At 67.8% G+C, this 22848-nt stretch carries 23 protein-coding genes; 15 read left to right on the forward strand and 8 right to left on the reverse strand.

All coding sequences use genetic code 11. The features are described 5' to 3' along the window. Positions 1-72: 72 nt before the first annotated feature. The gene (locus FB475_RS15200; RefSeq protein ID WP_141856525.1) at positions 73-1554 is read right to left on the reverse strand and encodes a short-chain fatty acid transporter; all 1482 of its coding nucleotides are present in this window, start codon (positions 1552-1554) and stop codon (positions 73-75) included. Between the two features lie 204 nt (positions 1555-1758). On the opposite strand from FB475_RS15200, the gene FB475_RS15205 reads away from it, so the two are divergent. The 10 genes from FB475_RS15205 (at position 1759) to FB475_RS15250 (ending at position 9941) form a co-directional block, all read left to right on the forward strand. After that, positions 1759-2343: a PadR family transcriptional regulator gene (locus tag FB475_RS15205; RefSeq protein WP_141856527.1), complete on the forward strand. Its 585-nt coding sequence runs from the start codon at positions 1759-1761 to the stop codon at positions 2341-2343. Continuing rightward, the gene (locus FB475_RS15210) at positions 2340-3419 is read left to right on the forward strand and encodes an inositol-3-phosphate synthase (RefSeq protein WP_141856529.1); all 1080 of its coding nucleotides are present in this window, start codon (positions 2340-2342) and stop codon (positions 3417-3419) included. Before FB475_RS15205 ends, FB475_RS15210 begins: the two co-directional genes overlap by 4 nt. 17 nt (positions 3420-3436) lie before the next feature. Beyond that, positions 3437-4267: a DUF72 domain-containing protein gene (locus FB475_RS15215; protein ID WP_141856530.1), complete on the forward strand. Its 831-nt coding sequence runs from the start codon at positions 3437-3439 to the stop codon at positions 4265-4267. A gap of 92 nt (positions 4268-4359) precedes the next feature. After that, the gene (locus tag FB475_RS15220) at positions 4360-4542 is read left to right on the forward strand and encodes a hypothetical protein (RefSeq protein ID WP_141856532.1); all 183 of its coding nucleotides are present in this window, start codon (positions 4360-4362) and stop codon (positions 4540-4542) included. Next, positions 4539-5513 (forward strand): hypothetical protein, encoded by a 975-nt coding sequence (locus tag FB475_RS15225; RefSeq protein ID WP_141856534.1) that lies wholly within the window; start codon positions 4539-4541, stop codon positions 5511-5513. The genes FB475_RS15220 and FB475_RS15225 overlap by 4 nt, the downstream gene beginning before the upstream one ends. 50 nt (positions 5514-5563) lie before the next feature. After that, on the forward strand, positions 5564-6016 hold the full coding sequence (locus tag FB475_RS15230) for a hypothetical protein (protein ID WP_141856536.1): 453 nt from the start codon (positions 5564-5566) through the stop codon (positions 6014-6016). Between the two features lie 98 nt (positions 6017-6114). Further along, on the forward strand, positions 6115-6534 hold the full coding sequence (locus tag FB475_RS15235) for a hypothetical protein (protein ID WP_141856538.1): 420 nt from the start codon (positions 6115-6117) through the stop codon (positions 6532-6534). 37 nt (positions 6535-6571) lie between these two features. After that, positions 6572-7591, forward strand: coding sequence for a hypothetical protein (locus FB475_RS15240; RefSeq protein WP_141856540.1), 1020 nt, complete (start codon positions 6572-6574; stop codon positions 7589-7591). A 689-nt stretch (positions 7592-8280) separates the two neighbouring features. Then, on the forward strand, positions 8281-9429 hold the full coding sequence (locus tag FB475_RS15245) for a M20 metallopeptidase family protein (RefSeq protein WP_272952083.1): 1149 nt from the start codon (positions 8281-8283) through the stop codon (positions 9427-9429). Between the two features lie 89 nt (positions 9430-9518). Next, on the forward strand, positions 9519-9941 hold the full coding sequence (locus tag FB475_RS15250; protein ID WP_202878336.1) for a nuclear transport factor 2 family protein: 423 nt from the start codon (positions 9519-9521) through the stop codon (positions 9939-9941). A 324-nt stretch (positions 9942-10265) separates the two neighbouring features. Here FB475_RS15250 and FB475_RS15260 read toward each other — a convergent pair whose 3' ends face one another. Further along, positions 10266-11708, reverse strand: a complete 1443-nt coding sequence (locus tag FB475_RS15260) for a PPC domain-containing protein (RefSeq protein WP_141856547.1) — start codon at positions 11706-11708, stop codon at positions 10266-10268. 148 nt (positions 11709-11856) lie between these two features. On the opposite strand from FB475_RS15260, the gene FB475_RS15265 reads away from it, so the two are divergent. Then, positions 11857-12318, forward strand: coding sequence for a YciI family protein (locus FB475_RS15265; RefSeq protein WP_141856549.1), 462 nt, complete (start codon positions 11857-11859; stop codon positions 12316-12318). Here FB475_RS15265 and FB475_RS15270 read toward each other — a convergent pair. Together FB475_RS15270 and FB475_RS15275 are read right to left on the reverse strand one after the other, a co-directional pair. After that, positions 12300-13406 carry a zinc-dependent alcohol dehydrogenase family protein gene (locus FB475_RS15270; RefSeq protein WP_141856551.1) on the reverse strand — a complete coding sequence of 369 codons (1107 nt, stop codon included), beginning with the start codon at positions 13404-13406 and terminating at the stop codon, positions 12300-12302. The two genes, FB475_RS15265 and FB475_RS15270, sit on opposite strands and share 19 nt — an antisense overlap. Further along, positions 13403-13834, reverse strand: coding sequence for an acyl-CoA thioesterase (locus tag FB475_RS15275; RefSeq protein ID WP_238332161.1), 432 nt, complete (start codon positions 13832-13834; stop codon positions 13403-13405). Before FB475_RS15275 ends, FB475_RS15270 begins: the two co-directional genes overlap by 4 nt. Before the next feature lie 66 nt (positions 13835-13900). Between FB475_RS15275 and FB475_RS15280 the strand changes: the two genes are divergently transcribed. Beyond that, a complete protein-coding gene (locus tag FB475_RS15280) occupies positions 13901-15238 on the forward strand; it encodes an MFS transporter (protein ID WP_141856553.1) in 1338 nt (445 codons plus the stop codon). Here FB475_RS15280 and FB475_RS15285 read toward each other — a convergent pair. From FB475_RS15285 to FB475_RS15300, 4 genes are read right to left on the reverse strand one after another with little or no spacing between them, the layout of a single operon-like run. After that, on the reverse strand, positions 15140-16408 hold the full coding sequence (locus FB475_RS15285) for an ABC transporter permease (RefSeq protein WP_420359213.1): 1269 nt from the start codon (positions 16406-16408) through the stop codon (positions 15140-15142). The two genes, FB475_RS15280 and FB475_RS15285, sit on opposite strands and share 99 nt — an antisense overlap. Next, positions 16402-17091 carry an ABC transporter ATP-binding protein gene (locus FB475_RS15290; protein WP_141856555.1) on the reverse strand — a complete coding sequence of 230 codons (690 nt, stop codon included), beginning with the start codon at positions 17089-17091 and terminating at the stop codon, positions 16402-16404. The genes FB475_RS15285 and FB475_RS15290 overlap by 7 nt, the downstream gene beginning before the upstream one ends. After that, positions 17088-18380 (reverse strand): peptidoglycan-binding protein, encoded by a 1293-nt coding sequence (locus FB475_RS15295; RefSeq protein ID WP_141856557.1) that lies wholly within the window; start codon positions 18378-18380, stop codon positions 17088-17090. The genes FB475_RS15290 and FB475_RS15295 overlap by 4 nt, the downstream gene beginning before the upstream one ends. Next, positions 18377-19423: a hypothetical protein gene (locus tag FB475_RS15300; protein WP_141856559.1), complete on the reverse strand. Its 1047-nt coding sequence runs from the start codon at positions 19421-19423 to the stop codon at positions 18377-18379. The genes FB475_RS15295 and FB475_RS15300 overlap by 4 nt, the downstream gene beginning before the upstream one ends. A 113-nt stretch (positions 19424-19536) precedes the next feature. On the opposite strand from FB475_RS15300, the gene FB475_RS15305 reads away from it, so the two are divergent. Genes FB475_RS15305 through FB475_RS15315 form a run of 3 tightly spaced genes read left to right on the forward strand, consistent with a single transcriptional unit; the run spans position 19537 to position 22848 of the window. After that, positions 19537-20229, forward strand: a complete 693-nt coding sequence (locus FB475_RS15305; RefSeq protein ID WP_141856562.1) for a response regulator transcription factor — start codon at positions 19537-19539, stop codon at positions 20227-20229. Then, entirely contained in the window at positions 20219-22072 is a 1854-nt protein-coding gene (locus tag FB475_RS15310) for a sensor histidine kinase (protein WP_141856564.1), read from the forward strand. The genes FB475_RS15305 and FB475_RS15310 overlap by 11 nt, the downstream gene beginning before the upstream one ends. Then, positions 22069-22848, forward strand: a complete 780-nt coding sequence (locus FB475_RS15315) for a hypothetical protein (RefSeq protein WP_141856566.1) — start codon at positions 22069-22071, stop codon at positions 22846-22848. The genes FB475_RS15310 and FB475_RS15315 overlap by 4 nt, the downstream gene beginning before the upstream one ends.

Consider the following 22848-nt stretch of genomic DNA (forward strand, 5'->3'; position numbering starts at 1 on the left):
GTGGTAACGGGCCCGAATCCGCTCCGGATGCTAGCAACCGCACCGACTGACCGGTTCCCGGGGTGCAAACGGTTACCTGGTCACGTGCGGTGCGAGCAATGTCACGGCGATCAGCGCCGCCGGGAAGCACGCCAGGAACATCGTGAACGTGTAGCCCATGATGTCCCGCGCCTTGAGCCCGAGGATCGCGAGCGTCGGCAGCATCCAGAACGGTTGCAGCAGGTTGGCGCTCGCCTCGCCGAGGTCGTACACCACGACCATCCAACCCGCGTCGACACGCAGCGTGTTCGCGGCCTGCAGTACGTACGGCGCCTCGATCACCCACTTGCTGCCACCGCTCGGTACGAAGATCCCGAGGATGCACGAGTAGATCGCGACCAGCGGCGGGAACAGGAACTGACTGCTCGCGTGTACCAGCCAGCCGGCCAGCCGCGCGGAGATCCCGGTGTAGGCGATCATCCCGAAGATCCCGCCGTACAAGGGGAACTGCAGCAGTACGCCGGCCGCCGCCGGTGCGCCGTCGCGGACCGCGCGCGCCATCCGCCACGGCCGCCAGTGCAGGAGCAGCGCGAGCAGGAACAGCACAAGGTTGACGGTGTTGAGGTCCAGCGCGTTGAAGAAACTCTTCCCGGTGAAGTAGCGCACCAGATAGACCGCGCCGAGCAGCACGATCAGCACACTGAACAGCGGTGAGTGCTCAAGCCAGTCACCAGGCCTGCGTACCTCCTGCCGGCGGCCGTTGTACGGCGATCCGCGGCCGATCAGCGGTTTGAGTTCGATACCGATGTCCTCCGCGGTCCGCGCACTGCCTTCGCGCGGTGCGACGAACCACGCCATGCCGACGCCCACCACGTACACGATCAACGTCGCGACGAGGGCCTGCCAGGTGAAGATCGTGTCGCTGAGCGGGATCAGACCGCTGGCGTGGCCGGCCGCCTTGATCACCTCCTGCACCGGGGGTGGGCTGCTGCTCGCACTGGCCACCTGCAGCGCCGCGGACCCTGACAATCCCTGGGCCCACACGGTTCCGAGGCCGAGGAACGCCATCGCACCCAGCGCGCGGTAGTCCGCCTTCGGTACGTTGCGCGCCACCTCACGCGCGAGGATCGCCGCGAAGATCAGGCTGAAGGCCCAGTTCAGGTACGACGCGAGCATCGCGACCGCGGCGACGAAGGCGACGGCGCTGCGCGGGTGCTTCGGGATCCGCGCCAGCCGGGTGATCAATCGGGCGATCGGTCCGCTGGTCGCGACGGCGTACCCGCCGATGATGATCATCGCCATCTGCAGGGTGAACGTGATCAGCGACCAGAACCCGACACCCCAGGCGTCGACCAACCCGAAGCCTTTCGTTGCCGCCGGGTCGTCGGGGCGTTTCAGCAGCGGTTCACCGGTGACCAGGCCGAACAGCAGCACCACGAACGTACCGACCAGGACGAACCCGAACGCGTCCGGCAGCCACTTCTCGGTGAACGCGGTGAACCTCAGGGCCAGCCGGGCGAGCAAGCCCTCGGCCTCGACGTCCGATCTGGCGTGCTTCCCATGACTGTCGGTCATTACCCTCCGCTCCCGAGCCGCGACGCTGGGTGTCACTCGATTAACGCAGTTCGGCGCCTGACGTAACAGGTTTCAGAGCCTGATGCTGACAAAGGCCTGGTTTGTCAAGAGTTGTCCACAGGCGTCGGGTCTGCCTACAGTGGCGCCACGATGTATCGAACCGATACATCAGGTCATGACAAACTGGACCGAGGGAGGTGGCTCATGGGAAACCGCAGTGGGGTCCTGGAGCTCGCCGTACTCGGTCTGCTGCACGAAGCGCCGATGCACGGTTACGAGCTCCGCAAGCGCGTCAACGCCCAGTTCGGGTGGGGACGCGTGCTGTCGTTCGGTTCGCTCTACCCGTGTCTGAAGGCGATGCTCCGCAACGGGCTGATCACGGCCGACCCCGGGACGCCGGAGTCGGGTCGCCGGCCCAAGATCGTCTACACGATCACCGCCGACGGCAAGGACTACTTCGCGCACGCGATGCACGAAGCCGGTCCGTCGGCGTGGGAGGACGACACCTTCGGCGTCCGCTTCTCGTTCTTCGGCCGGACCGATCCGGCCACCCGGTTGCGCATCCTCGAGGGCCGCAAGGCCCGAATGGAGGAGCGGCTGGCCAACTTCCGGGCGGCGATGAGCCGGACGGCGGAGCGGGTCGACGCCTACACCCTCGAGCTGCAACGGCACGGCCTGGAGTCGGCCGAGCGCGAGGTCCGCTGGCTGAACGAGTTGATCGACGGCGAGCGGCGGCAGCAACGGCCCCCTGACCAGCACCATCCGCCTATCCAAGGAGATTCCAGATGACCTCGATCCGCGTGGCGATCGTCGGCGTCGGCAACTGCGCAAGCTCGCTCGTCCAGGGCGTGCACTACTACCGCGACGCGAAGCCGGAAGAGCGCGTCCCCGGTCTGATGCACGTCCAGTTCGGTGACTACCACGTCCGTGACGTGGAGTTCGTGGCCGCGTTCGACGTGGACGGCAAGAAGGTCGGCCTGGACCTCGCCGACGCCATCGGCGCCAGCGAGAACAACACGATCAAGATCTGCGACGTACCGCCGACCGGCATCACGGTGCAGCGCGGTCACACCCTCGACGGCCTCGGCAAGTACTACCGCGAGACCATCACCGAGTCCGACGCGGCGCCGGTCGACGTCGTCGCGGCGCTGCGTGAGGCTGCTGTCGACGTCCTGGTCTGCTACCTGCCGGTGGGTTCGGAGCAGGCCGCGAAGTTCTACGCGCAGTGCGCGATCGACGCGGGTGTCGCGTTCGTGAACGCGCTGCCGGTGTTCATCGCAGGCACCAAGGAGTGGGCGGACAAGTTCACTGCGGCCGGCCTGCCGATCGTCGGCGACGACATCAAGTCGCAGATCGGTGCGACCATCACGCACCGCGTGCTGACCAAGCTGTTCGAGGACCGCGGTGTCACCGTGGACCGCACGTACCAGCTGAACGTCGGCGGCAACATGGACTTCAAGAACATGCTCGAGCGCGAGCGCCTGGAGTCGAAGAAGATCAGCAAGACCCAGTCCGTCACCTCGCAACTGCAGGACGAGATCGACCCCCGCAACGTGCACATCGGCCCGTCGGACTACGTGGCCTGGCTGGACGACCGCAAGTGGGCCTTCATCCGCCTCGAGGGCCGCAACTTCGGCGACGTCCCGCTGTCCCTGGAGTACAAGCTCGAGGTCTGGGACTCCCCGAACTCGGCCGGCATCATCATCGACGCCATCCGCGCCGCCAAGATCGCCAAGGACCGCGGCATCGGTGGCCCGATCCTCTCCGCGTCGTCGTACTTCATGAAGTCCCCGCCCGAACAGTACGCCGACGACGTCGCCCGCGAGCAGGTAGAAAAGTTCATCCGCGGCGAAATCGACCGCTGACCTCGTAAGTTGTAGGCATGTGGCTCCACGTGGGATGTGCGCAATGGACACATCCCGCGTGGCCGCAGCCTTCGCGGGAGAAGTTGCGGGCGTATGCGTCGTGGTGCAATGCGGTGGAGAGCAATACGACGTTCTATGCGACGCCTTCCCGGGCGGTGGTGGCGAATTGGGCGGCGCAGACGCCGCCTGATTTTCGGTTCGTGGTGAAGTTGCCGCAGGTCATCACGCACGAACGTCGGCTCACCAACGTCGACACTGAGCTTCGCGGGTTCCTGAGTGCGATCGAGCCGCTCGGGCCGCGCAACCATGCGGTCTGGATTCAGTTGCCGGCCGCCTTCTCCCCCACCGACCTCGGTGCGCTCGCCGCCTTTCTCCACAACGCGCCGCGCGACCATCGGTACGCCGTGGAAGTCCGGCACCGCGCATTCTTCGAAGATGCGACGGCATCGGCGAACCTCGAGCGCGTACTCGCCCGGGCTCAGGCGGAGTGGATCCCGTTCGACACCGGCACGCTGTTCGCGCGCCGCCCGACCAGCTTCGCCGAGCGGGACGCGTGGATGAAGAAGCCGCGGGTCGCCCGGCGGACCCGCGTACTGACCGGTCATCCGATCGTCCGCTACATCGGCCGCGACTCCGTGGAAGAAACCGTCGACGGCTGGTCCTACCTCGTCGACCTCGTCGTCCACTGGATCTCCGAAGGCCGCTCGCCGACGATCTTCCTGCACACGCCGGACAACGTCGAGGCCCTCAACCTCGCCCGCCGTTTCCACGCGACCGTCGCCGCCGCCGTCCCGGCCGTCGCTCCCCTCCCCGAGCCCGTCGAGGCCGAGCCGCCGACGCTCTTCTAGGCCTGGTTATCCACAGTTTCAAAAGTCCCCCGTAGAAACGGCGCCGATCTCCGTATGTTCTCCGCCGACTTCACAACTCGGGAGGACAACTCATGGAGCACTCGACCGGTACGACGACCCGCACCGACCGCCACGCCGAGCGGCAAGCCCGCAACGACTGGCTGATCACCGAACTCAGCCGCCTCGCCGCCGAGACCCACGACCCAGCCGAAAAGGCACGCTACCGACGCACCGCCGACTCGCTCGTCCGGCTCGCGATCGCGATGCGCTCGTGACCGCGACCCTTCAGGCCCCGACCTCGATCAGCGAGCTACTGACCCTCAGCGGCGACACGGCCCGCGACCTCGCCGGCGCCGACCAGTCCGCGTGGAACGGGCGCGTCGTCGGTACGTCGAGCTCGATCCTCGGCCTGGCGCACTGGGACGGCACGCTCTACCTCGACAACGACGCGATCCTCGCCCCGATCCACCACCTGTACGAACACGCCGGCGAGAACCACCCGTCGCAGACCCTGTTCGCGTACCGCGAATCCCTCGCCACCTTGCTCCACGAGCACGCCCACTTCCTCGGCCCGTCCGGTGCCACTCAAGAGGCAGCCCGCGAGGGCTTCGTCGAACCCGGCAGCCGCCAACTGGAGGAAGGCGTCACCGAGGCCTGGGCCCAGGACAACATCGACGAATACATAAACCGCCTAGGCATCGACAAAGTTGCCCCAGGCATCAACACGGTCCGCTCCGGCGGTTACTACCCCTCCTTCGTCCCCGCCGTCCGCCAACTTGCCGCCGAGCTGGAGACCCGCATCGGCCTGCCCAGCGGCCAGGTCCTGCAGGACCTCAACCGCCAAACCGCCGCCGGCCAGCTCCCGCTCTTGGTCGACCTCGTCTACAACTCCACCCGACTCCCCGACCTCGAGCCACCCGGCGCCGACACCCGCTCCCGCCTCGAGTCGATCCTCCGCTCGGGCCTCTCCCACCTCGACACCTACGAACTCGCCGCACCCGACCTGGCCGCAACCAAGTCCCGCCTCACCGCCGAAAACCTCCTCGCGCACCTCGGCCAAGAAATCCGCACCGCCGAATCCGCCTACACCTTCAACCCGATCCACCTCACACCCCCGGCCCAGCAAACAGCCCTGTTCGGTATCGCGCCCCCGACAGCGCCCTCCCAGCCGAAGACGTCCCACCCATCCCCTGCCCGTACCAACCATCCAGCCGCTGCCCGAGGAGGCCTGATTCGAACCGCCTGACAAATCCGCCGTCGCCTCGTTGGCCGGTCGAGACGGGAATACTGAGGCCCATGGACTGCGCAGCGTATGACGAGCAGGAGCAGCGGCTGGTCGATGCGGTCATGGCCAAGACGATCGCCAAGGAAGACCTGTGGAGCGAGATCGACCGCTTGAAGGCCCTGATTCAGGGGGTGGAGCCGGCAGCCGATCGCGAACGTGCCGAGGCCAGCATGAAGTCGCTCGAGCGCGCGCTGAGCTACAAGGCTCCGCCGATGTCCGACGAAATGGCCGCCGCGGTCCGAGTCCAGTCGCAGGCCCTCACCAGCAACGGCACTCCTGACGAACGCATCCAGGTGCTCGAGACCGCGATGGCCGAAATCGGCCGGATCGCCGCTTCCGTGGACGGCGCCGAGGCCGGCCGCATCCGCCACCTCAGCGAGCGCCTCGCAATGCACCTCGAAACTATCCACAACCATCCCGACGATCAGGACACCGACGGCGGATCTTTTCTCGTACGACGCTGAACAAGTAGGGCGCCGCTCGGCCCTAACGCTCGATCAGCGGCCGGCCCGACAGAGCGCGGAAGGGAAGGCTTTCAACTAGACGAATGAGATAGTGCACCATGGACTTCCCCAGCTTCGACGCCGAGTACGGTGCCTTGCTCGACCGCGGGCTGTCGATGCAACCGATCGCCTTCGCGGTCGAGGTCGATCGGCTGCGGAGACTGGCCGGTCAGGTCGAGCCCACTGCGAGCCAGGAGCGAGCTCACCACCTCGTCGCCAAGCTCGACAAGGTTCTGGATAACCACCAGAAGTCCGTCTCCGAAACAGTGCGAGCAGCACTCCATGTCCATCGGCGCGCGCGCAACGCCAAGGGCACGCTGCCGGAGCGAATCGCCACCATCAGAGCCGGAATTGCGGAGATCGGCCAGATCGCCGACAGCGCTGCCGTCGAGGAGCGAACCGGGATCCTGCAGCTGAACGAGTCCCTCGCAATGCTGGCCGAGTCGTTGGAGATCAGCGCTTCGAACACCGACCGCTAGCCGATTCGCACGATTCGCAGCACAGGAGTTGCCGGTCGTGGTCACGACGTATGACGAGCTGAGAGAGCAGCAGGCCAGGGCTGCTGTTCGAGTCATGGGTGCGCACCACTCGTCATGGAACGGCAGCGTCGCGCTGCTCCCGGAAGATAGTTCGCGGAAAGGCAACGTCAGCTGGGATCACACGATCAACTACCACCCGTCGGTGGTCAGCGATCTGCGGGAGATGTTCGCCACCGCGGGCCAGCAGCACGACCAGGCCACTCTGCAGCGCTATCGCGAGGCTTTGCGGGTCGTCTTTCACGAAAACATCCACCTCCTGGCGGCGCGAGGTACTTCGCATGCGATGGGCGCCGATGCCTACCAGCAGCCACACAACCAGGTGGTCGAGGAGGCAACCACCGAGCTGGCCACGCAGCAGGCGCTGAACGAGTACATTCGCGAGCTCGGCCTGGAACAGATTGCGCCCGGCATCAGCGACGTGCGGACGGCTCCGGCCTACGGCGAGTACGTACCGGCGGTTCGTTCCTTCAGCGAGGAGATCGGCGAAGCGGTCGGACAGTCAGCTGAGGAGGTCGTCCGCAGGCTCGCGATCGTGAACGCCGAGGACAAGCTAGCCGTCGCCGCTGTGCTGCTGTACGACGAGAAGGTCGGCCAACTGGCACCGGCCCAAGCCAGGGTGGGCGGGATCCAGGCGCTGGTGGAGACGATGCAGCCCGCCTTCGCAGCGATCCACGAGTTCGATCCCGGCGATCCTCAGGATGTGCAGATGTCTGAGCTCGCGGGCCTGAACGCGGCGCGCAAGGCGACGATCAAGGCCGAGGAGCTGCAGGAGTTCTGGACGCAGAACCAGGACCTTCGCCGCAGTCTGGACGCCGGCCTCGGCGCCGGCGCATCGGGTGTCGATCAGTCGAACCGACCACCGTCCCAGAACGAGCACGACGGTCGTCTCCCCGAGGCCGGCACCGGCCGCCGCGATCCAGGTCCTCGACCCGGTGCTGCACACCCCAACAGAAACGGCAGACGACCAGCGGGACCCCACCGGAGCCTGGGCGACTGACCGATCCGTCCGGCCGGCCTGGGCGACTCACCGATCCTGTCGGGACTGAGCGACTCACCGACACGTCCCGTCGGGGCCTGGGCCACTCACCGATCCGTCCCGTCCCGGACTGAGCGACTCACCGATCCGTCTGGCCGGGGAGTGGGCGACACACCGACCCATCCGGCCGGGCATGGGCGACTCACCGATCCGTCGCGTCGAGGACCGGGCAGCTCACCGACCCGCCCCGTCCAGGAGCGGGCAGCGCGGCTGGCGGACACGCCGGCGCCCGAGTTCGCTGCGGGGCGCTGCCGCATTGGCCCTCGACGAGCTGACCAGCGAGCTCACCGACCCGTCCCGTCGAGGATCGGGCAGCTCACCGATCCGCCCCGTCGAGGATCGGGCAGCTCACCGATCCGTCCGGTCCGGGACTGGGGGACTCACCGATCGGTGTGGTCGGCGATTGTCGCGTGCATTCGGGTGGCGCCGGAGCAGGTCGCAAACAGGTGTGGCCTGGAACCGGGGCGATCACCTCGGGGTCTGGATGGGGGCTCGGCTGGGTCCACGCCACGTTCGGAGAGGCCGCGTTCTCGTCGCGCAGGCTGCTTGTGGGCGGTCGGTGGGTACGGTGGCGGGCAGGTTGGTGTGAGTGGGAATGGAGGTTGGTTGTGGGGTTTGTTGGTGAGGGTGCGGGGATTTTGGCGGGGTTGGTGGAGTTGCGGCGGGTGTTGCATCGGGAGCCTGAGGTGGGGCTGGTGTTGCCGCGGACTCAGGAGGTGGTGATGGATGCGTTGGCGGGGCTGCCGTTGGAGGTGAGTACCGGGCGTGAGGTGACGTCGGTGGTAGCGGTGTTGCGGGGTGGGGCGCCGGGGCCGACGGTGTTGTTGCGGGGTGACATGGATGCGTTGCCGGTGGTCGAGGAGACCGGGTTGGCGTACGCCGCCGAGAACGGGAACATGCATGCCTGCGGTCACGACCTGCATACCGCGGGGCTGGTCGGCGCCGCGCGACTGCTGAGCGCTCACCGTGACGAGTTGCACGGGAACGTGATCTTCATGTTTCAGCCCGGCGAGGAAGGGCTCGGCGGTGCGGGGTACATGCTGCGCGAGGGCCTGCTCGCGGCGACGGGTGACAAGCCGATCGCGGCGTACGCGTTGCATGTCTGGGCGCAGGCCGCGAAGGGGATCTTCCAACTGCGGCCCGGCACGATGATGGCGAGTTCGAACCAGTTGCACATCACCGTGCACGGCAAGGGCGGCCACGGATCGATGCCGTCGACAACGATCGACCCGGTGCCGGTGGTCGCGGAGATCGTGCTCGCGTTGCAGGCGTACGTGACGCGGCGGGTCGATGTGTTCGATCCGGTAGTGGTCACCGTGACGCAACTCGAGGCGGGCGTCGCGATCAACGTCATCCCCAACACGGCCCGGCTCGGCGCGACCGTGCGGACCTTGTCCGACGCGAGACTCGAACAGCTGACGCGGGACCTTCCCGCGCTGGCGGAGCGGATCGCGGCGGCGTACGGGTGCACGGTGGACGCGCAGCTGAGCCCGCAGTACCCGGTGACGGTGAACGATGCCGGGCGTACTGCGGAGACGACCGAGGTGCTCACGGGTCTGTTCGGGGCGGAACGCGTGCAGCCGCTCGACAATCCGTTGATGGGCGCGGAGGACTTCTCGATGGTGCTGCGGGAGGTGCCTGGCGCATTCACGATGGTGGGTGCCCGGCCTGACGACGTCAGCGCTGAGGAGGCTCCGTCCAACCACTCCAGCATCGTTCGCTTCGACGACGCCGTACTCGCCGACAACGCCGCCGCCCTAGCGGAGTTGGCGGCGCACCATCTCGTTCCGCGGGGGTAGCTGGCGGGGTGTTGCGTTAGTGTGACTAACGATCTACATTAGTTGGCGTCGCCAACATTAGTCTCACTAACTATTATCAGGAGTCCATGATGACCGATCTTCGCGAACTCGCCGACCGTAGTGAGCTTGCCGAGCTCGTCGCGCGCCACAGCCTGTGGCTGGACGAGCTCCGGTACGACGAGTCCGACCAACTGTTCACCGACGACGTCGTGGTCAAGTCGCTCCGCGGGGAGGCGACTGGCATCGAGGCGCTCATCCAGATCGCCCGCAAGGGACACGACACGTACGCGCGTACCCTGCACAACAAGTCGAACCTGGTGATCCAGGTTGACGGCGACACCGCGGTGGTACGCGCCAACGACGTCGCCGTACTGGTCCGCCACGACATGACCGAAGAGATCGCCGCGGCCGTCCACCACTACACCGCCCGCCGCACTCCCGCAGGCTGGCGCTTCGATGGGCTTGAGGTCGCCCCGCTGGCACTCACGGCCCCACTCGCCCGCGCTATCTAGGGCCGGTAGCCCCGGTAGCCCCGGTCGGTCCGGTAGGCCGGTTCGGCGCGGTAGGCCGGTAGGTCCGGTCGGTCCGGCAGGCCGGTTCGGCGCTGTAGGTCCGGTCGGTCCGGTAGGTCCGGTCGGTCCCGTAGGCCGGTTCGGCGCGGTAGGCCGGTTCGGCGCGGTAGCCCGGTAGGTCCGGTGGATCCGGCAGGCCGGTCGGTCCGGTAGCCCAGTCAGCCCGGTCGGTCCGGTAGGACGGTCGGTCCGGTCGGTTCGGTAGGCCGGTTGGTTCGGTGGGTCGGTGGGCCGGTTGGTTCGGTGGGTCGAGCGGGTGGTGAGTCAGGAGAGGGTGAGGGTGTAGGTGCCTCGGCTGCCGTATGTGGAGTAGCCGGTGTTGAGGGGGTTGGCGTAGCCGACGTTGTCGATTCGTAGGTAGTAGGTGCCGGGTTGTAGAGCGGTGGTGATGGTGGCGCCCAGACCGGTGGGGGTGGCGGCGTCGGATTGGCCGGAGGCGGGGTCGTTCGAGGTGACAACGGTGCCGGAGCCGTTCAGGAGGTCGAGTTTGATGTCGAGGTTTCCGCCGACGGTCGCCGGGTTGGCCCGGGCGGTGTAGGTGCCGGCGGTGGTGATGTTCACGCGGTAGACGTCGGTGTCCGACTGCGCGGTGATGATGCCGGTGGCCGGAGTGCCGACGGTGAGTGCGGCTGCGGTGGCGGTGGTGTCGCCCGCCTCATCGGGGCGGAGGGCCAGCCCGTGCGTGCTGATGACGGAGTAGTCGTCTTCTTTGTTGTTGGCGTCGGCGTACTCGCCCTTGCTCCACTGGCTGATCGCCTTGGAGTACCCGACGCCCATGATCGGAGCCCAGGCGCCGTGACCCGCGTAGTACCCGACCGTCGACGTCCCGTCATGCGACAGGCCGACGTTGTGGCCGGCCTCGTGCGCGGCGGCCTCGGCGATGTTCTTCGCGCCGGTACCGACACCCTTGGTGAAGACGAGCGCAGGTTGGTAGTACGCGTGCCGGCTGGCGTTGTCGTACACCCCGACGTACGCGACGCCACCGCAGCGGCAGTCGGACTGGTACCAGGTGGTCGGGTCGATCACGACGCGCGTGCCGTACTGCTGGTCCGACGCCGAGGACCGGTCGATCGCCGCAGCGGTCGGCTCCTGCGTCGTCACGTCCACATCGAACGACGCGTAGTCCTCGGCGACACGAGCCCAGACATCGTGGACGACGTCCTGCTCGGCGGTACCGAAACTCGAAGGGTCGCCGTCGGTGTCGTACGGCGTGATGTTCACCGTCGCCGGCTTCGGACTCTGGTTCCACGCTGTCCCGGTGATCGTGTGGCCGGTGAAGTCGAGGTAGATGACCCGGTTCGAGCCGGGCTTGCTGTGCAGCTCGAACGCTGGGCCAGTCGCCGCGGTGACGGCCGACCTGGCCCAGCGCGGGGATGTCCCGGCGCTCGCCTTGCGCTCGGAGGTCGTGGCGACCGGCTCGCGGTAGAACAGCCGGCCGCCACGGTCGAGCCAGGCGGTCTTGTCGGTGCTCAGGATCTGCCGCAGGTGTTCGGTGCTCAACTTGTTCTGAACGGCAACCTCGGTCAGGCGGGACTGGACCCGGCCGAGTGCGGCCTGGCCCTGCTGCGCCTGGCCGAGCAGCTGGTCGATGGGAAGCGGAGCGGGCTGCTGGGCGTCGGCCTGGCTGCCGAGCACGACAGCAAGCGCTCCGAAGGCGACAACACCGGCAACGGCGAAAGCGCCGGTACGGCGGGGGCGGATTGGCATGGGGCGGAAACTCCTCAGGTACTTCGGCGTGCCTCACTTGACATCTTCACGAAACGTGTACGCAAACGTACTTTGCGTAGCCTGCCCGAAGGTCCCCTGTGCTGTATAGATTCGTCTCGGGATTTAACGGTGACTTGGGAGGGTTCCGATGCGGTTCATGATGGTGTTCAAGGCCAACGAGGCGTCCGAGGCAGGACAGCCGCCGACCGAGGAGGGCCTGACCGCGATGGGCCTGGTGATGGCCGAGATGGCGGAGAAGGGCGTCCTGCTCGCCGGCGACGGGTTACTGCCGAGCTCGCACGGGTTCCGGCTGCAGCTGGACGAGGGCAAGCGGCGGGTGATCGACGGGCCGTTCGCGGAGACCAAGGAGCTGATCGCCGGGTTCTGCCTGATCGAGGTCGCGTCCCGCGAGGAAGCGATGGAATGGGGCTGGCGCTGCATCGCAGCCGACGCGAAGGGCGGCGGCAACCCGGAGAGCTCCGGGCAGCTGGAGATCCGGCCGGTGGCGACGGCGGAGTACTTCGGCGACAACTACACCGACGAGGCGCGCGACCGGAACGACGTCACGTTCGCGAAGGCCGCGGAGAACCTTCAGAACAGCAGCACCTGACGGATCGACGTACCGGCGGCGAGGTCGTCGAAGGCGCGGTTGAGATCGTCCAAGCCGATCGTTGCCGTCAGCAGGCGGTCGACCGGTAGCCGGCCGGCTTGGTAGAGGGCGACGTACCTCGGGATGTCTCGGGACGGGACCGACGAGCCGAGGTACGAGCCTTTGACCGTGCGTTCTTCGGCGACCAGGCTGACGGCGGGGACGCTGAAGGACTGGGACGGGTGCGGCAGACCGACCGTGATCGTGGTGCCGCCTCGTCTGGTCGCGGCATACGCCTGTGCGAGCACATTGGCGTTGCCGACGGTTTCGAAGGTGTACTCCGCTCCGCCGGCCGTCGCTGCTCGTACCTGCTCGACGGCGTCTTCGTCGCGGGCGTTGACGGTGGCAGTGGCGCCCAGCTCGCGGGCCAGGTCCAGCTTGGCCGGTACGACGTCTACGGCGACGATGGGGTAGGCGCCGGCCAGTACTGCGCCGAGGAGGGCGGAGAGACCTACGCCACCCAGGCCGAAGATGGCGGTACTGCGGCCTGCTCGCAGTTGGGCTGTGTTCACTACCGCACCTACGCCCGTCATGACGGCGCAGCCGAACAACGCCGCGATTTCCGGCGGGAGAGACGCATTGATCTTCACCGCCGAATGCGCCGAGATCACCGCATGATCCGCGAACCCGGACACACCTAGATGATGGTGTACGCCTTCGAGGCGATGGGCGCCGGACAACAGCGTCCCGGCTGTGTTGGCGGCGGCTCCTGGTTCGCAAAGGGCGGCCCGGCCCTCCGCGCAGGGGGTGCAGGTGCCGCAGGCGGGGACGAAGGCGCAGGCCACGACGTCGCCGGGCGCGAAGCCTGGGGCTTCGGAGTGGATGACTTCGCCGGTCGCCTCGTGGCCCAGGAGCATCGGCATCACGCGCGGGCGGGACCCGTCGATGACCGACAGGTCGGAGTGGCAGAGGCCGGTGGCGCGGATCCGGATCAGGAGTTCGCCGGGCCCGGGCGGGGCGAGTTCGAGCTCTTCCACCTGCAGCGGCCGCGAGTCGGCGTACGGTGCCGGTAGGCCCATTTCCCGCAGTACAGCACCGCGCACGATCATCGCATGATCCCTTCGAGCGCTTCCCGGATCCCGTCGGGTACCGGTACCGGCCGTCGGTCCACCCGGTCGACGAACACATGGACGAACCGCCCGACCGCCGCCGGCTGCTCCGAATCCTCCCGGAACAAGCCGATCTCGTACCGCACGCTCGAATTCCCGAGCTGACCGCACCGCAAACCGGCGTCCACCACCCCGGGAAACTCGAGCGGCTGCTTGAACGTGCACTGCGAGTCCACGCACAACCCGATCACGTCACCGCGGTGGATGTCGAGCCCACCGGCGCGGATCAGGAAGTCGTTGATGACCGTGTCGAAGAAGCTGTAGTACTCGACGTTGTTGACGTGCCCGTAGACGTCGTTGTCCTTCCACCGCAGCGTGATCGCCAGGTGGTGCGGATACGCGTCACGCTCCATTGAGTGTCCCGTCACGGTTGTAGCTTGAACGATAGCGGTGCCAAGGTAGCGGCAGCACAAGGCGCGACTACAGTGCGAGGCGTGCGGTTCATCCGGGATCTGTGGACGCTCCTGCAGCGACGGGACTTCCGGCGGTTGTTCGCGGTTCGGCTGACGTCGCAGTGCGGGGACGGAGTGTTCCAGGTCGCGCTGGCGTCGTACGTGCTGTTCTCGCCGGAACGAGCGCCGGATGCCGCCGCGATCGCGGGGCTGTTCGCCGTCTCGCTGCTGCCGTACTCGGTCCTGGGCCCGTTCACCGGCGTACTCCTGGACCGCTGGTCGCGCCGGCAGATCCTGTTCGGCGCGAACCTGACCCGCGCCGCGCTCGTCATCGGCGTCGGCGCGATCGTCGCGGCCGACAGTGCCGGCGTGCTGTTCTACCTCGCTGTCCTCCTGACGCTCGGCGTGAACCGCTTCCTGCTCTCCGGTCTGTCCGCCGGTCTCCCGCACGTCGTGGAGCGCGACGAGCTGGTGATGGCGAACGCGGTCACGCCCACGTCCGGTACGGCGTCCTTCCTGATCGGCGGCGGGATCGGCGCCGGTGTGAAGCTGCTGGTCGACTCCGACCTCGCCGTACTCGGGCTGACCGTGGTCATCTACACCGCCGCCGCCCTGCTCGCCCTCCGGCTCCGCCGCGACCAGCTCGGCCCGGACCTGAAGGGCGACGAACCGGGCATCCTCGAGGCGCTCGGGACGATCGCGGCCGGTCTGATCGACGGCGGCCGGCATCTTCGCGCACGCCGGCAACCCGCGTTCGGCCTGCTCGCGATCGGTTCGCTGCGGTTCTTCTTCGGGCTGATGACGGTCGCGATGATCCTGCTGTACCGCAACTACTTCTACGGTCCCGGGCAGCTCGACCAGGCGTTCGCCGCGCTCGCGATCGCGACGGGGGCGGTCGGCGCCGGGTTGTTCGTCGCCGCGCTGATCACGCCGTGGGGTACGCGGGTGATGTCACTGCGCCGATGGATCACCTGGTTGTTCGTCGGCGCCGCGGTTGCCAGCGCCGTACCGATCGGGTTCTACACCAAGCCCGCGCTGGTGATCGGTGGGTTCCTCGTCGGATTCTGCGCGCAGGGCATCAAGATCAGCGTCGACACCCTCGTCCAGACGGGTGTCGACGACGAGTACCGCGGCCGGGTCTTCGCGCTCTACGACATGATCTACAACGTCGGGCAGGTCTCGGCGGCCGCACTCGGCGCGGCGATCCTGCCCGACAGCGGGAAGTCGTACCCGGTACTCGCGTTGATCGTGCTAGGTTTCGCGGTCACCGCGCTGGTCTACTCACGTGCCTCGCAGCGCGGTGATCGGCTGGATGGCGGAGGCCTTCCAGGCGGGGTACGTACCGGCGACCAGTCCGATGAACGCACCCAGCAGGGGTGAGCCGAACGCGAGCCGGTTGTCCAGGATCGGGGTCCAGTCGCGGACCCAGGACACGCTGACGGTCAGGATCACACCGACCGCCGTACCGAGCAGGCCGCCGAGGAAGCCGACGATCACGCTCTCCACCAGGAACTGAACGGCGATGTGTCTTCGCGCGGCTCCGAGGGCTCTGCGGAGGCCGATCTCCGAGATGCGTTCCAGGACGGACAGCAGCGTCACGTTCGCGATCCCCAGACCGCCGACGAGAAGTGCGACCGCGCCGAGGAGCAGGAACAGCGCGTTCAGGTCGGACTCGACACCCTTGCGTACGGCGCCTTGCTTGGGCGGGGCGTCGACGCTCAGCGTGCTCGGGTCGTTCGGCTGGATCGCGATCGGGGCCTGCTGGGCGATCAGTTGCGCGGCGCCCACCGCCGTACGGATCTCGACCGCATCGGGCGATTCGAGGTGGTACGCCTGGCGCGCGGTGCCGTTCGGCATGATCACGGCGTCGTTCAGTTCCGCGCGGCCGCTGACCGAGTCGAGGATGCCGATCACCGTGTACGGTTCGTCGCCGATGAACACCGCTGGTTGCGAGTCGACCCGGTTGATGCCGAGTCGCTCCGCGGCGTGCTTGCCCAGGACAACCACTTTGTCGGCGCGGCGGTCGTGGCCGTCGTCGAAGAACCTGCCGGTCTGGAGGACCGCGCGGACGGCGTCCCAGAGGCCGGCCGAACCCGCCATCACCGGGAGCGCCTTGCCGGAACCGTCGTCGAGGCCGGTGACGTTCTGCACCAGGTCGGAGCCGATCTCCAGGTTGCTGACCGTGCCGACGGCTTCGACGCCGTTCAACCGCTGGATCCGGGCGGGAGCATCCCACGGAAGTTGCGTCGCCGCTTCCCCTTCCTGACCACCTTTGTCGTCCGGCTCCACTACGACCCGCGTGGCAGCAGCCAGGTCGAACCGCTGCGTGATCTGCCCGGCCGCGGTCTGCCCGAGCCCGACGGTCCCCACCAGCGCCGCAACCCCCAGCACAGTGCCGAGGGTGGTGAGGATCAGTCGGGTCGGCCGGGCGGCGACACCGGCGAGTGCCTCGTCCAGCAGATCCCTTACCGCTGGACGAGACCTCAGCCGGCGTCGGCGCGACGTGGACGGCCCGCCGGTCGGGTCCGGGGGGCCTGCTTGGGTTACCACTGCAGGGTTCCGTCGACGATCCGGACCTGGCGTTGAGCACGGCGGCTGACGTGGTCGTCGTGGGTGATGACGGCCAGCGTCATGCCCTCGGCGTGCAGTTCGTCGAACACCTGCAGGATCGCCTCCGCGTTCATACTGTCCAGGTTTCCGGTCGGTTCGTCCGCGAGCAGCAGGCTCGGTTCCGCGACCAGCGCCCGCGCGATCGCCACCCGCTGCCGTTCCCCACCCGACAACGTCGTCGGCGCGAACTCCATCCGATGCGCGAGCCCCACCCGCTCCAGAGCGACGCGGGCCCGCGCGAGACGCTCCCGCCGCGGCACCCCGACGTACACCATTGAGAGCGCGACGTTCTCCAGAACGGTCCGATGGTCGAGCAGGTGGAAGGACTGGAAGACGAACCCGATCCGCTGCCCGCGCAGTACGGCGCGCCGACGCTCGCGCAGGCTCATCGTGTCCACCCCGTCCAACCGGTAGACGCCATCCGTTGGGTTGTCCAACAACCCGAGCAGATGCAGCAATGTCGACTTCCCGGACCCGGACGGGCCGACGATCGACAGGTACTCGCCCTGCCCGATGGTCAGATCGATCCCCTTGATCGCGCGTACTTCGGGCGGTCCGGGAAAGAAACGCCGTACCCCGATCATCTCGACAACAGGCGCCGGCAACGCGACCGCGGTACTCATTTGCCGACCACCACCTGATCGCCCTCGGACAGTTTCGCGTCGCCCTTCGGCGTCACCTGCGCGAAGCCGTCCGCCGACAGCCCGACCGTCACTGGTACCAGCTCCACCTGCCCGTTCCGCAGTACCTCGACCCGCGACGCGCCGTCCGACCCGGACGACAAAGCGGCCAGCGGTACGGCGAGAACCTTGCCGCTCGTACTCTTCACCGGGATCGTCACGCGGACGTTCGCGTCCCGCAGTACGGCCAGCTGGCTCGCGGTCAACGCGTTCGGTGCGACCACGACGTCGTACTGCGTACCGTTCTTGGAGACCCGTCGTACCTTCGCGGCCACCGGCGTACCGTCGACGTCGAGCGAGGCCGCCATCCCGGCCTTCAACCGTTGCGCCGTCTCCGCGTCGACCTTGACCGTGACGACCAGCGACGCACCGCTCGCCGACATCACGACGCCGTTGACGGTCCCGCCGCGCTCGACCTTCACGTCGTCGACCCGGCGCGGGAGCGTCTTCACGTAGACGACCTCCGAGACCGGCAACGGCGTACCGGCCTTGAACTCGGCATCGTTCAAGGTGGTTTTGGCATCGGACAGGTTCTGTTCCGCGTCGTCGACCGCACCCTGCTGTACCGACGTGTCCTTGGCGTGCGCCGCCTTGGCTGCCTTCAGCTGCGACTGCGCCTGGCGGAGCTGCTTCTTCGCCGCGTCGACCTGCTTCTTCGCCTGGTCGACCGCCTGCGTGAACCGCTCGTCGGGCTCGGGCGGGTCGTACCCGGCCGCGTCGTACAGCTTCTCCACCGCGGCCGAGGTGTCCAGCGTGTACTCGTCGTCGACCGTCCCCGGGTCGTACCCGAGGCGATCGAGCGTCTGCTCCAACTGCAGCACGTCCGGTCCCTTGCTCCCCGGTGACAACGTCCGGTACATCGGCAGTACGCCGGCCAGCCCGATCACCGGCCGCCCGGTGATTTCCAGCAGCGCCTTGCCCTCGGTGATCGTCGATCCGACCGCCGGGACCTTGCCCGTGACGATCGCCGGTGTGGTCAGCCCGCTCGTCTCGACCCGAATGTTGACCGCACCGTCGAACGACGCGTCGCCCCGCCCGACCACCTTGCTGGACAGCACCTTCTTCGCCACCGGCACGGTGATCTGCGAGGCCGAGGGCGGCGCGGTCTTGGCGGCCGCATCCTCCGGCGACGTGATCCGGCTGCCCGCCGCGACTCCGATCCCGAGCGACACGACAGCCACGCCGGCCACGCCGACCAGCACCCGGCGGCGGGACTTGGGCGAAGTGCTCACCGGTTCGCCATTTCGTCGCGATATGCCTCGAGCTCGGCCTTGTGCTGGTCGACGAACTCCTTCTCCTGCTCGTACTGGACCTTCTTGTACGCGTCGTCGTACCCCTTGGCCTTGCACTTCTGATCCGCCACCGCGAGCTCGATCTCGAGTTTGCGCAGGTCGGACAGCTTGGCCGCGTCGACCTTGTCGAACGACGGCGGGCCGGTGATCGTCTTCGCCGGACCACCCTTGGGCGGCGGCTGGTTCCCGGTCAGCGCGTCGAGCTTCTGCTGGATCTCGTTCCGCGGGTCCTCGGTCTTCTGGTACCCGGCGTGTCCGGCGTCGGCCATGCAGTCGGCCCAGGCGCTGGTCGCGTCCACGACGCGCTGGTCGGACTCGATCCGCTTCTGCAGCGCCTGGATGTCCTTGAACAGGCTGTCGAACTTCTTGAAGTCGACCATGCCCTTGTTGTCGCCGTACACCTGCTTGACGGCCTTGCCGCGGCAGCCGAGGTCCTGCTCACCACTCGAGTTCGGCCCGCCGTCACCGCCCTGGATCAGCACCGCGCCGTTCCCGTTCGCGTTCGGTCCGTTCAGGGCCTTGTCGTACGCCTTCTGCGCGGTCGGCGAGAGCGCCTTGCGGATCTTGGTGTTCGGGTTGGTGTCGTCGTCAGCGGCCTTCGACCAGTCGATCGTGCTGATCCCGTACCCGTACTGCTCGGCGAACTTGTCCGGCGGCAGGTTGAACGCGTCGTTGAACTTCCCCTTCGCGTTCTGTTCCGGCGGTACGGCGACGTACTCGAAACCGGCCGCCTTCATACACGCGGCGGTCGCGTCCTCGACCTTGCGCTGCTTGGCCAGGTCCTCCTCGGACGGCTGCTGCGCGCCACCGGCCCGGGTCGCGATCCGGAACGAGCCGCCACCGGACGAACTCACGAACCCGTCGCCCATGTACTCCGCGAGCGGGCTCTTGTCGCTCTTCTGATCGGACCCGACCGGAGCCTTGTCGTTCCCGCAACCGGCCAGCGCCAGGACCGCGATCACGGCCACTGCTGTTCTCTTCATGGCAGTGGAGCGTGCCGCCGGGGCCGTGAAGAACCTGTGAAGGACCGGTTTGCACCCGATGCTCTCAGCCGATCTTCATCGGATTCTCATCATGTTCGGCGACATTGAGGACTATGCCAGCGCGGATCCTGGTCGCCGAAGACGACCTGAAGCAGGCGGAGCTGATCCGGCGGTACCTCGAACGGGAAGGGCACCTGACCGTCGTCGTGCACGACGGCCGGGAGGCGATCGACGAGGCCCGCCGGCGCAGTCCGGACCTGCTGGTGCTCGACGTGATGATGCCGAAGGTCGACGGCCTCGACGTCTGCCGGGTGCTGCGCGCCGACGGGGACGTGCCGATCATCATGCTGACGGCGCGTTCGACCGAGGACGATCTGCTGCTGGGTCTCGACCTCGGTGCGGACGACTACCTGACCAAGCCGTACAACCCGCGCGAGCTCGTCGCCCGGGTCCGGACCGTACTGCGACGCACGCGGATCCGGTCCGAGGGTGAGGTGTACCGGGTCGGCGACCTCGAGATCGACCCGTCGCGCCACGAGGTCCGGTTGACCGGGAAGCTGGTCGAGCTGACGCCGGCCGAGTTCAAGATCCTCGTGTGTCTGGCCGCCTCGCCGGGGCGGGCGTTCTCACGGCAGCAGTTGCTGGAGCACGCGTTCGGGTTCGACCATTACGTGTTCGACCGGACCGTCGACGTGCACGTGATGAACCTGCGGAAGAAGATCGAGCCGTCGCCCGGCGTACCGACGTACCTGAGGACCGTCTACGGCGTGGGGTACAAGCTGGTGGAGGCGGCGCATGCGACGTAGCGTGCTGGTCCGTTTTCTCGGGTTGTCGCTCGCGGTCGCGCTCGGGGCGGTGATCGCGACCGCGCTGATCGCGACGTACAGCACGTCGGAGAAGCTGCAGGGCGAGATCGACGCGAACACGGGCCAGTTGCAGGTCGACGGCGAGATCTACGGCCAGCTGTCGAAGTATGCGTCCGACCATCCGACCTGGTCGGGTGTGGACAAGGTGGTGCACGACCTGGCCGATCGACTCGGCCGGCGGATAGCGGTCACCACCGAGGACGGGACGGTGATCGCGGACTCGGCCCGGATGCTCGGTGCCGCGCCCGAGCTCCCCTCGGTGCCGGCGGCAACGATCGACGCGCGCGGCGGCGGGATGCAGGGGACGATGGCGCTGTACCAGGCCCGCAAGACGGTGATGGCCGCGGGCACGTTCTCCGCGACGCCGATGATCGGTCCGCCGTTCATCGTCTATCCGGACTGGGGCCTCACCGACGAGGAGTTGGCGCAACGGAACCAGCTCGCGAAGCGGGCCGTGAACTGCTTGGCCGCCAAGGGCAAGTCGGCGAGCGTGGTGGCGGGCGACGGCACGGTACCGCAGGTGGTGATCGAGTCGACCCAGCCGGCGGCCGGTGGCCAGGTCAGCTCGCTGACGTCGGTCAAGGACGACTGCCTGTCGGCGGGGATGACCGCGCCGAGCGCGAAGGCGAAGATCGTGAACGACGACGAGGTACGGCGGTCCACCGCCTGCCTGGACGCGGCCGGGATCAAGTACAAGATCAACGACTACTCCGGTCTGCGATCCGTCGAGCCGGTCGCGAAGCCGGAGCTCGACGAGAGGTTCGCGAACTGTGTCACCCAGGCGCGCGTCCAGGCGTTGACGCCGTACGTCGCTCCGCCGGCGAAGCTGTACCTCGGGGCGAAGAGCACGTTCAACATGTTCTCCGGCGAAGGGCTGGCGCGTACTGCGGCGACCGCGCTCGGGGTGGTGCTGATCGCGGCGCTGGTGATGTTCTTCGCGGGCCGACGGTTGGTACGGCCAATCGTCGCGCTGACCGGGGCGGCGCAGCGGATGCGCAACGGTGATCACGCGGCCCGGGTCCCGGTGAGCGGGAAGGACGAGGTGGCGCGGCTCGGCCACGCGTTCAACGACATGGCCGAGGCGATCCAGCGGCACGACTTCCAGCGCAAGGCGATGGTGAGCGACGTCGCTCACGAGCTCCGGACGCCGCTCGCCAACATCAAGGGCTACCTGGTCGCGTCCGAAGACGGGGTGGTCCCGCTGGACGGCGCCCTCGTCACCTCGTTGTTGGAGGAAACAGGCCTACTCGAACACCTGGTTGCCGATCTCCAGGACTTGGCCCTCGCTGACGCCGGCATGCTGCGCCTCCACCCGGCTTCTCGCGACCTGACCGAGCTGGCGGGGCAGGTGGTCCTGGCCCACCAACCCGCCGCAGAGGCCGCCTCCGTCACCCTCACATCCACAGCTTCTGGGCCCTCACCCGCAATCGTCGACAGCGCTCGCATTCGTCAAGCTGTGGGCAACCTCGTGTCGAATGCCATCAGGTACACGCCACCGGGCGGACACGTGGTAGTCGGCGTACGGCCTGTGGACAACGGCTTCACCGTGAGCGTGACGGACAACGGCACGGGTATCGCGCCCGAGCACCTACCGCACGTCTTCGACCGCTTCTACCGCGCGGATGTCTCCCGCACGCGCACCACCGGCGGCAGCGGGCTGGGCCTCGCCATCACCAAGCACCTGGTCGAAGCGCACCAGGGCCGAATCACGGTCACCAGCCGCCTCGGCTCCGGTTCGACCTTCACGATCTGGCTCCCTTCCACTGCGACACTGTCCGGGTGACCCAGCCCCCGAACACCCCAGGCCAGTACGGCCCTCCCAACAACGGCTGGCAACAGCAGCCGCCCTACGGCAACGACCCCACGCAACCGCAGTACGGCCCACCAGGCCAAGCCCCCTACGGCCCGCCGGGCCAGCCGCCGTACAGCGGGCCGGGTCAGGCGCCGTACGGGGGGCCGGGCCAGGCACCGTACGGCGGGCCGGGGTACGGGCCGGGGTATCCGCCGGGCGGACCGGGGTACGGAGGCCGCGGCCCGCGCCGGACGCCGTTGTACATCGCGCTCGGCGTTGTCGTCGTACTCGTACTGCTCGGCGTCGGCGTACTGCTCGCCACCCGCTCCAGCGACAACGACGCAAGCGGACCAACCGAACCGTCCACCGCCCCACTCCCACCCAGCACCTCGTCGGAGTCGAGCGTCAGCCCGCCCCCGACGACCGCACCGCCGACCGCACCCACCGCGGCCCCGCGCCTGGCCGAGGCGAGAACGCTGGCGACCAGCTTCCTCGCCTACCTGAACGCGAATGACCAGACGCACGCGACCGCGCTCGGCTGCGAGGAGAGCAGGAAACTGCTGACCGGTCAGCTCATCGTGATGATCGACCCGCCGACCAAGCTGGCCGTGACCGGACCAGGCGTCTCGGTACCCAGCTACTACCCGCGGATCTCGGTCCCGTTCTCCGGCACCACGAACGGCTCCGTCCCGCTGACCGGTACCGTCGACATCATGGACCTCCCGTCCCGACCGCTCTGCGTCCGCCTGACCTCGCTCCAGCACTGA

Origin of the sequence: Kribbella jejuensis (assembly GCF_006715085.1) — a bacterium.
In the GTDB taxonomy this organism is placed as follows: Bacteria; Actinomycetota; Actinomycetes; order Propionibacteriales; family Kribbellaceae; genus Kribbella; species Kribbella jejuensis.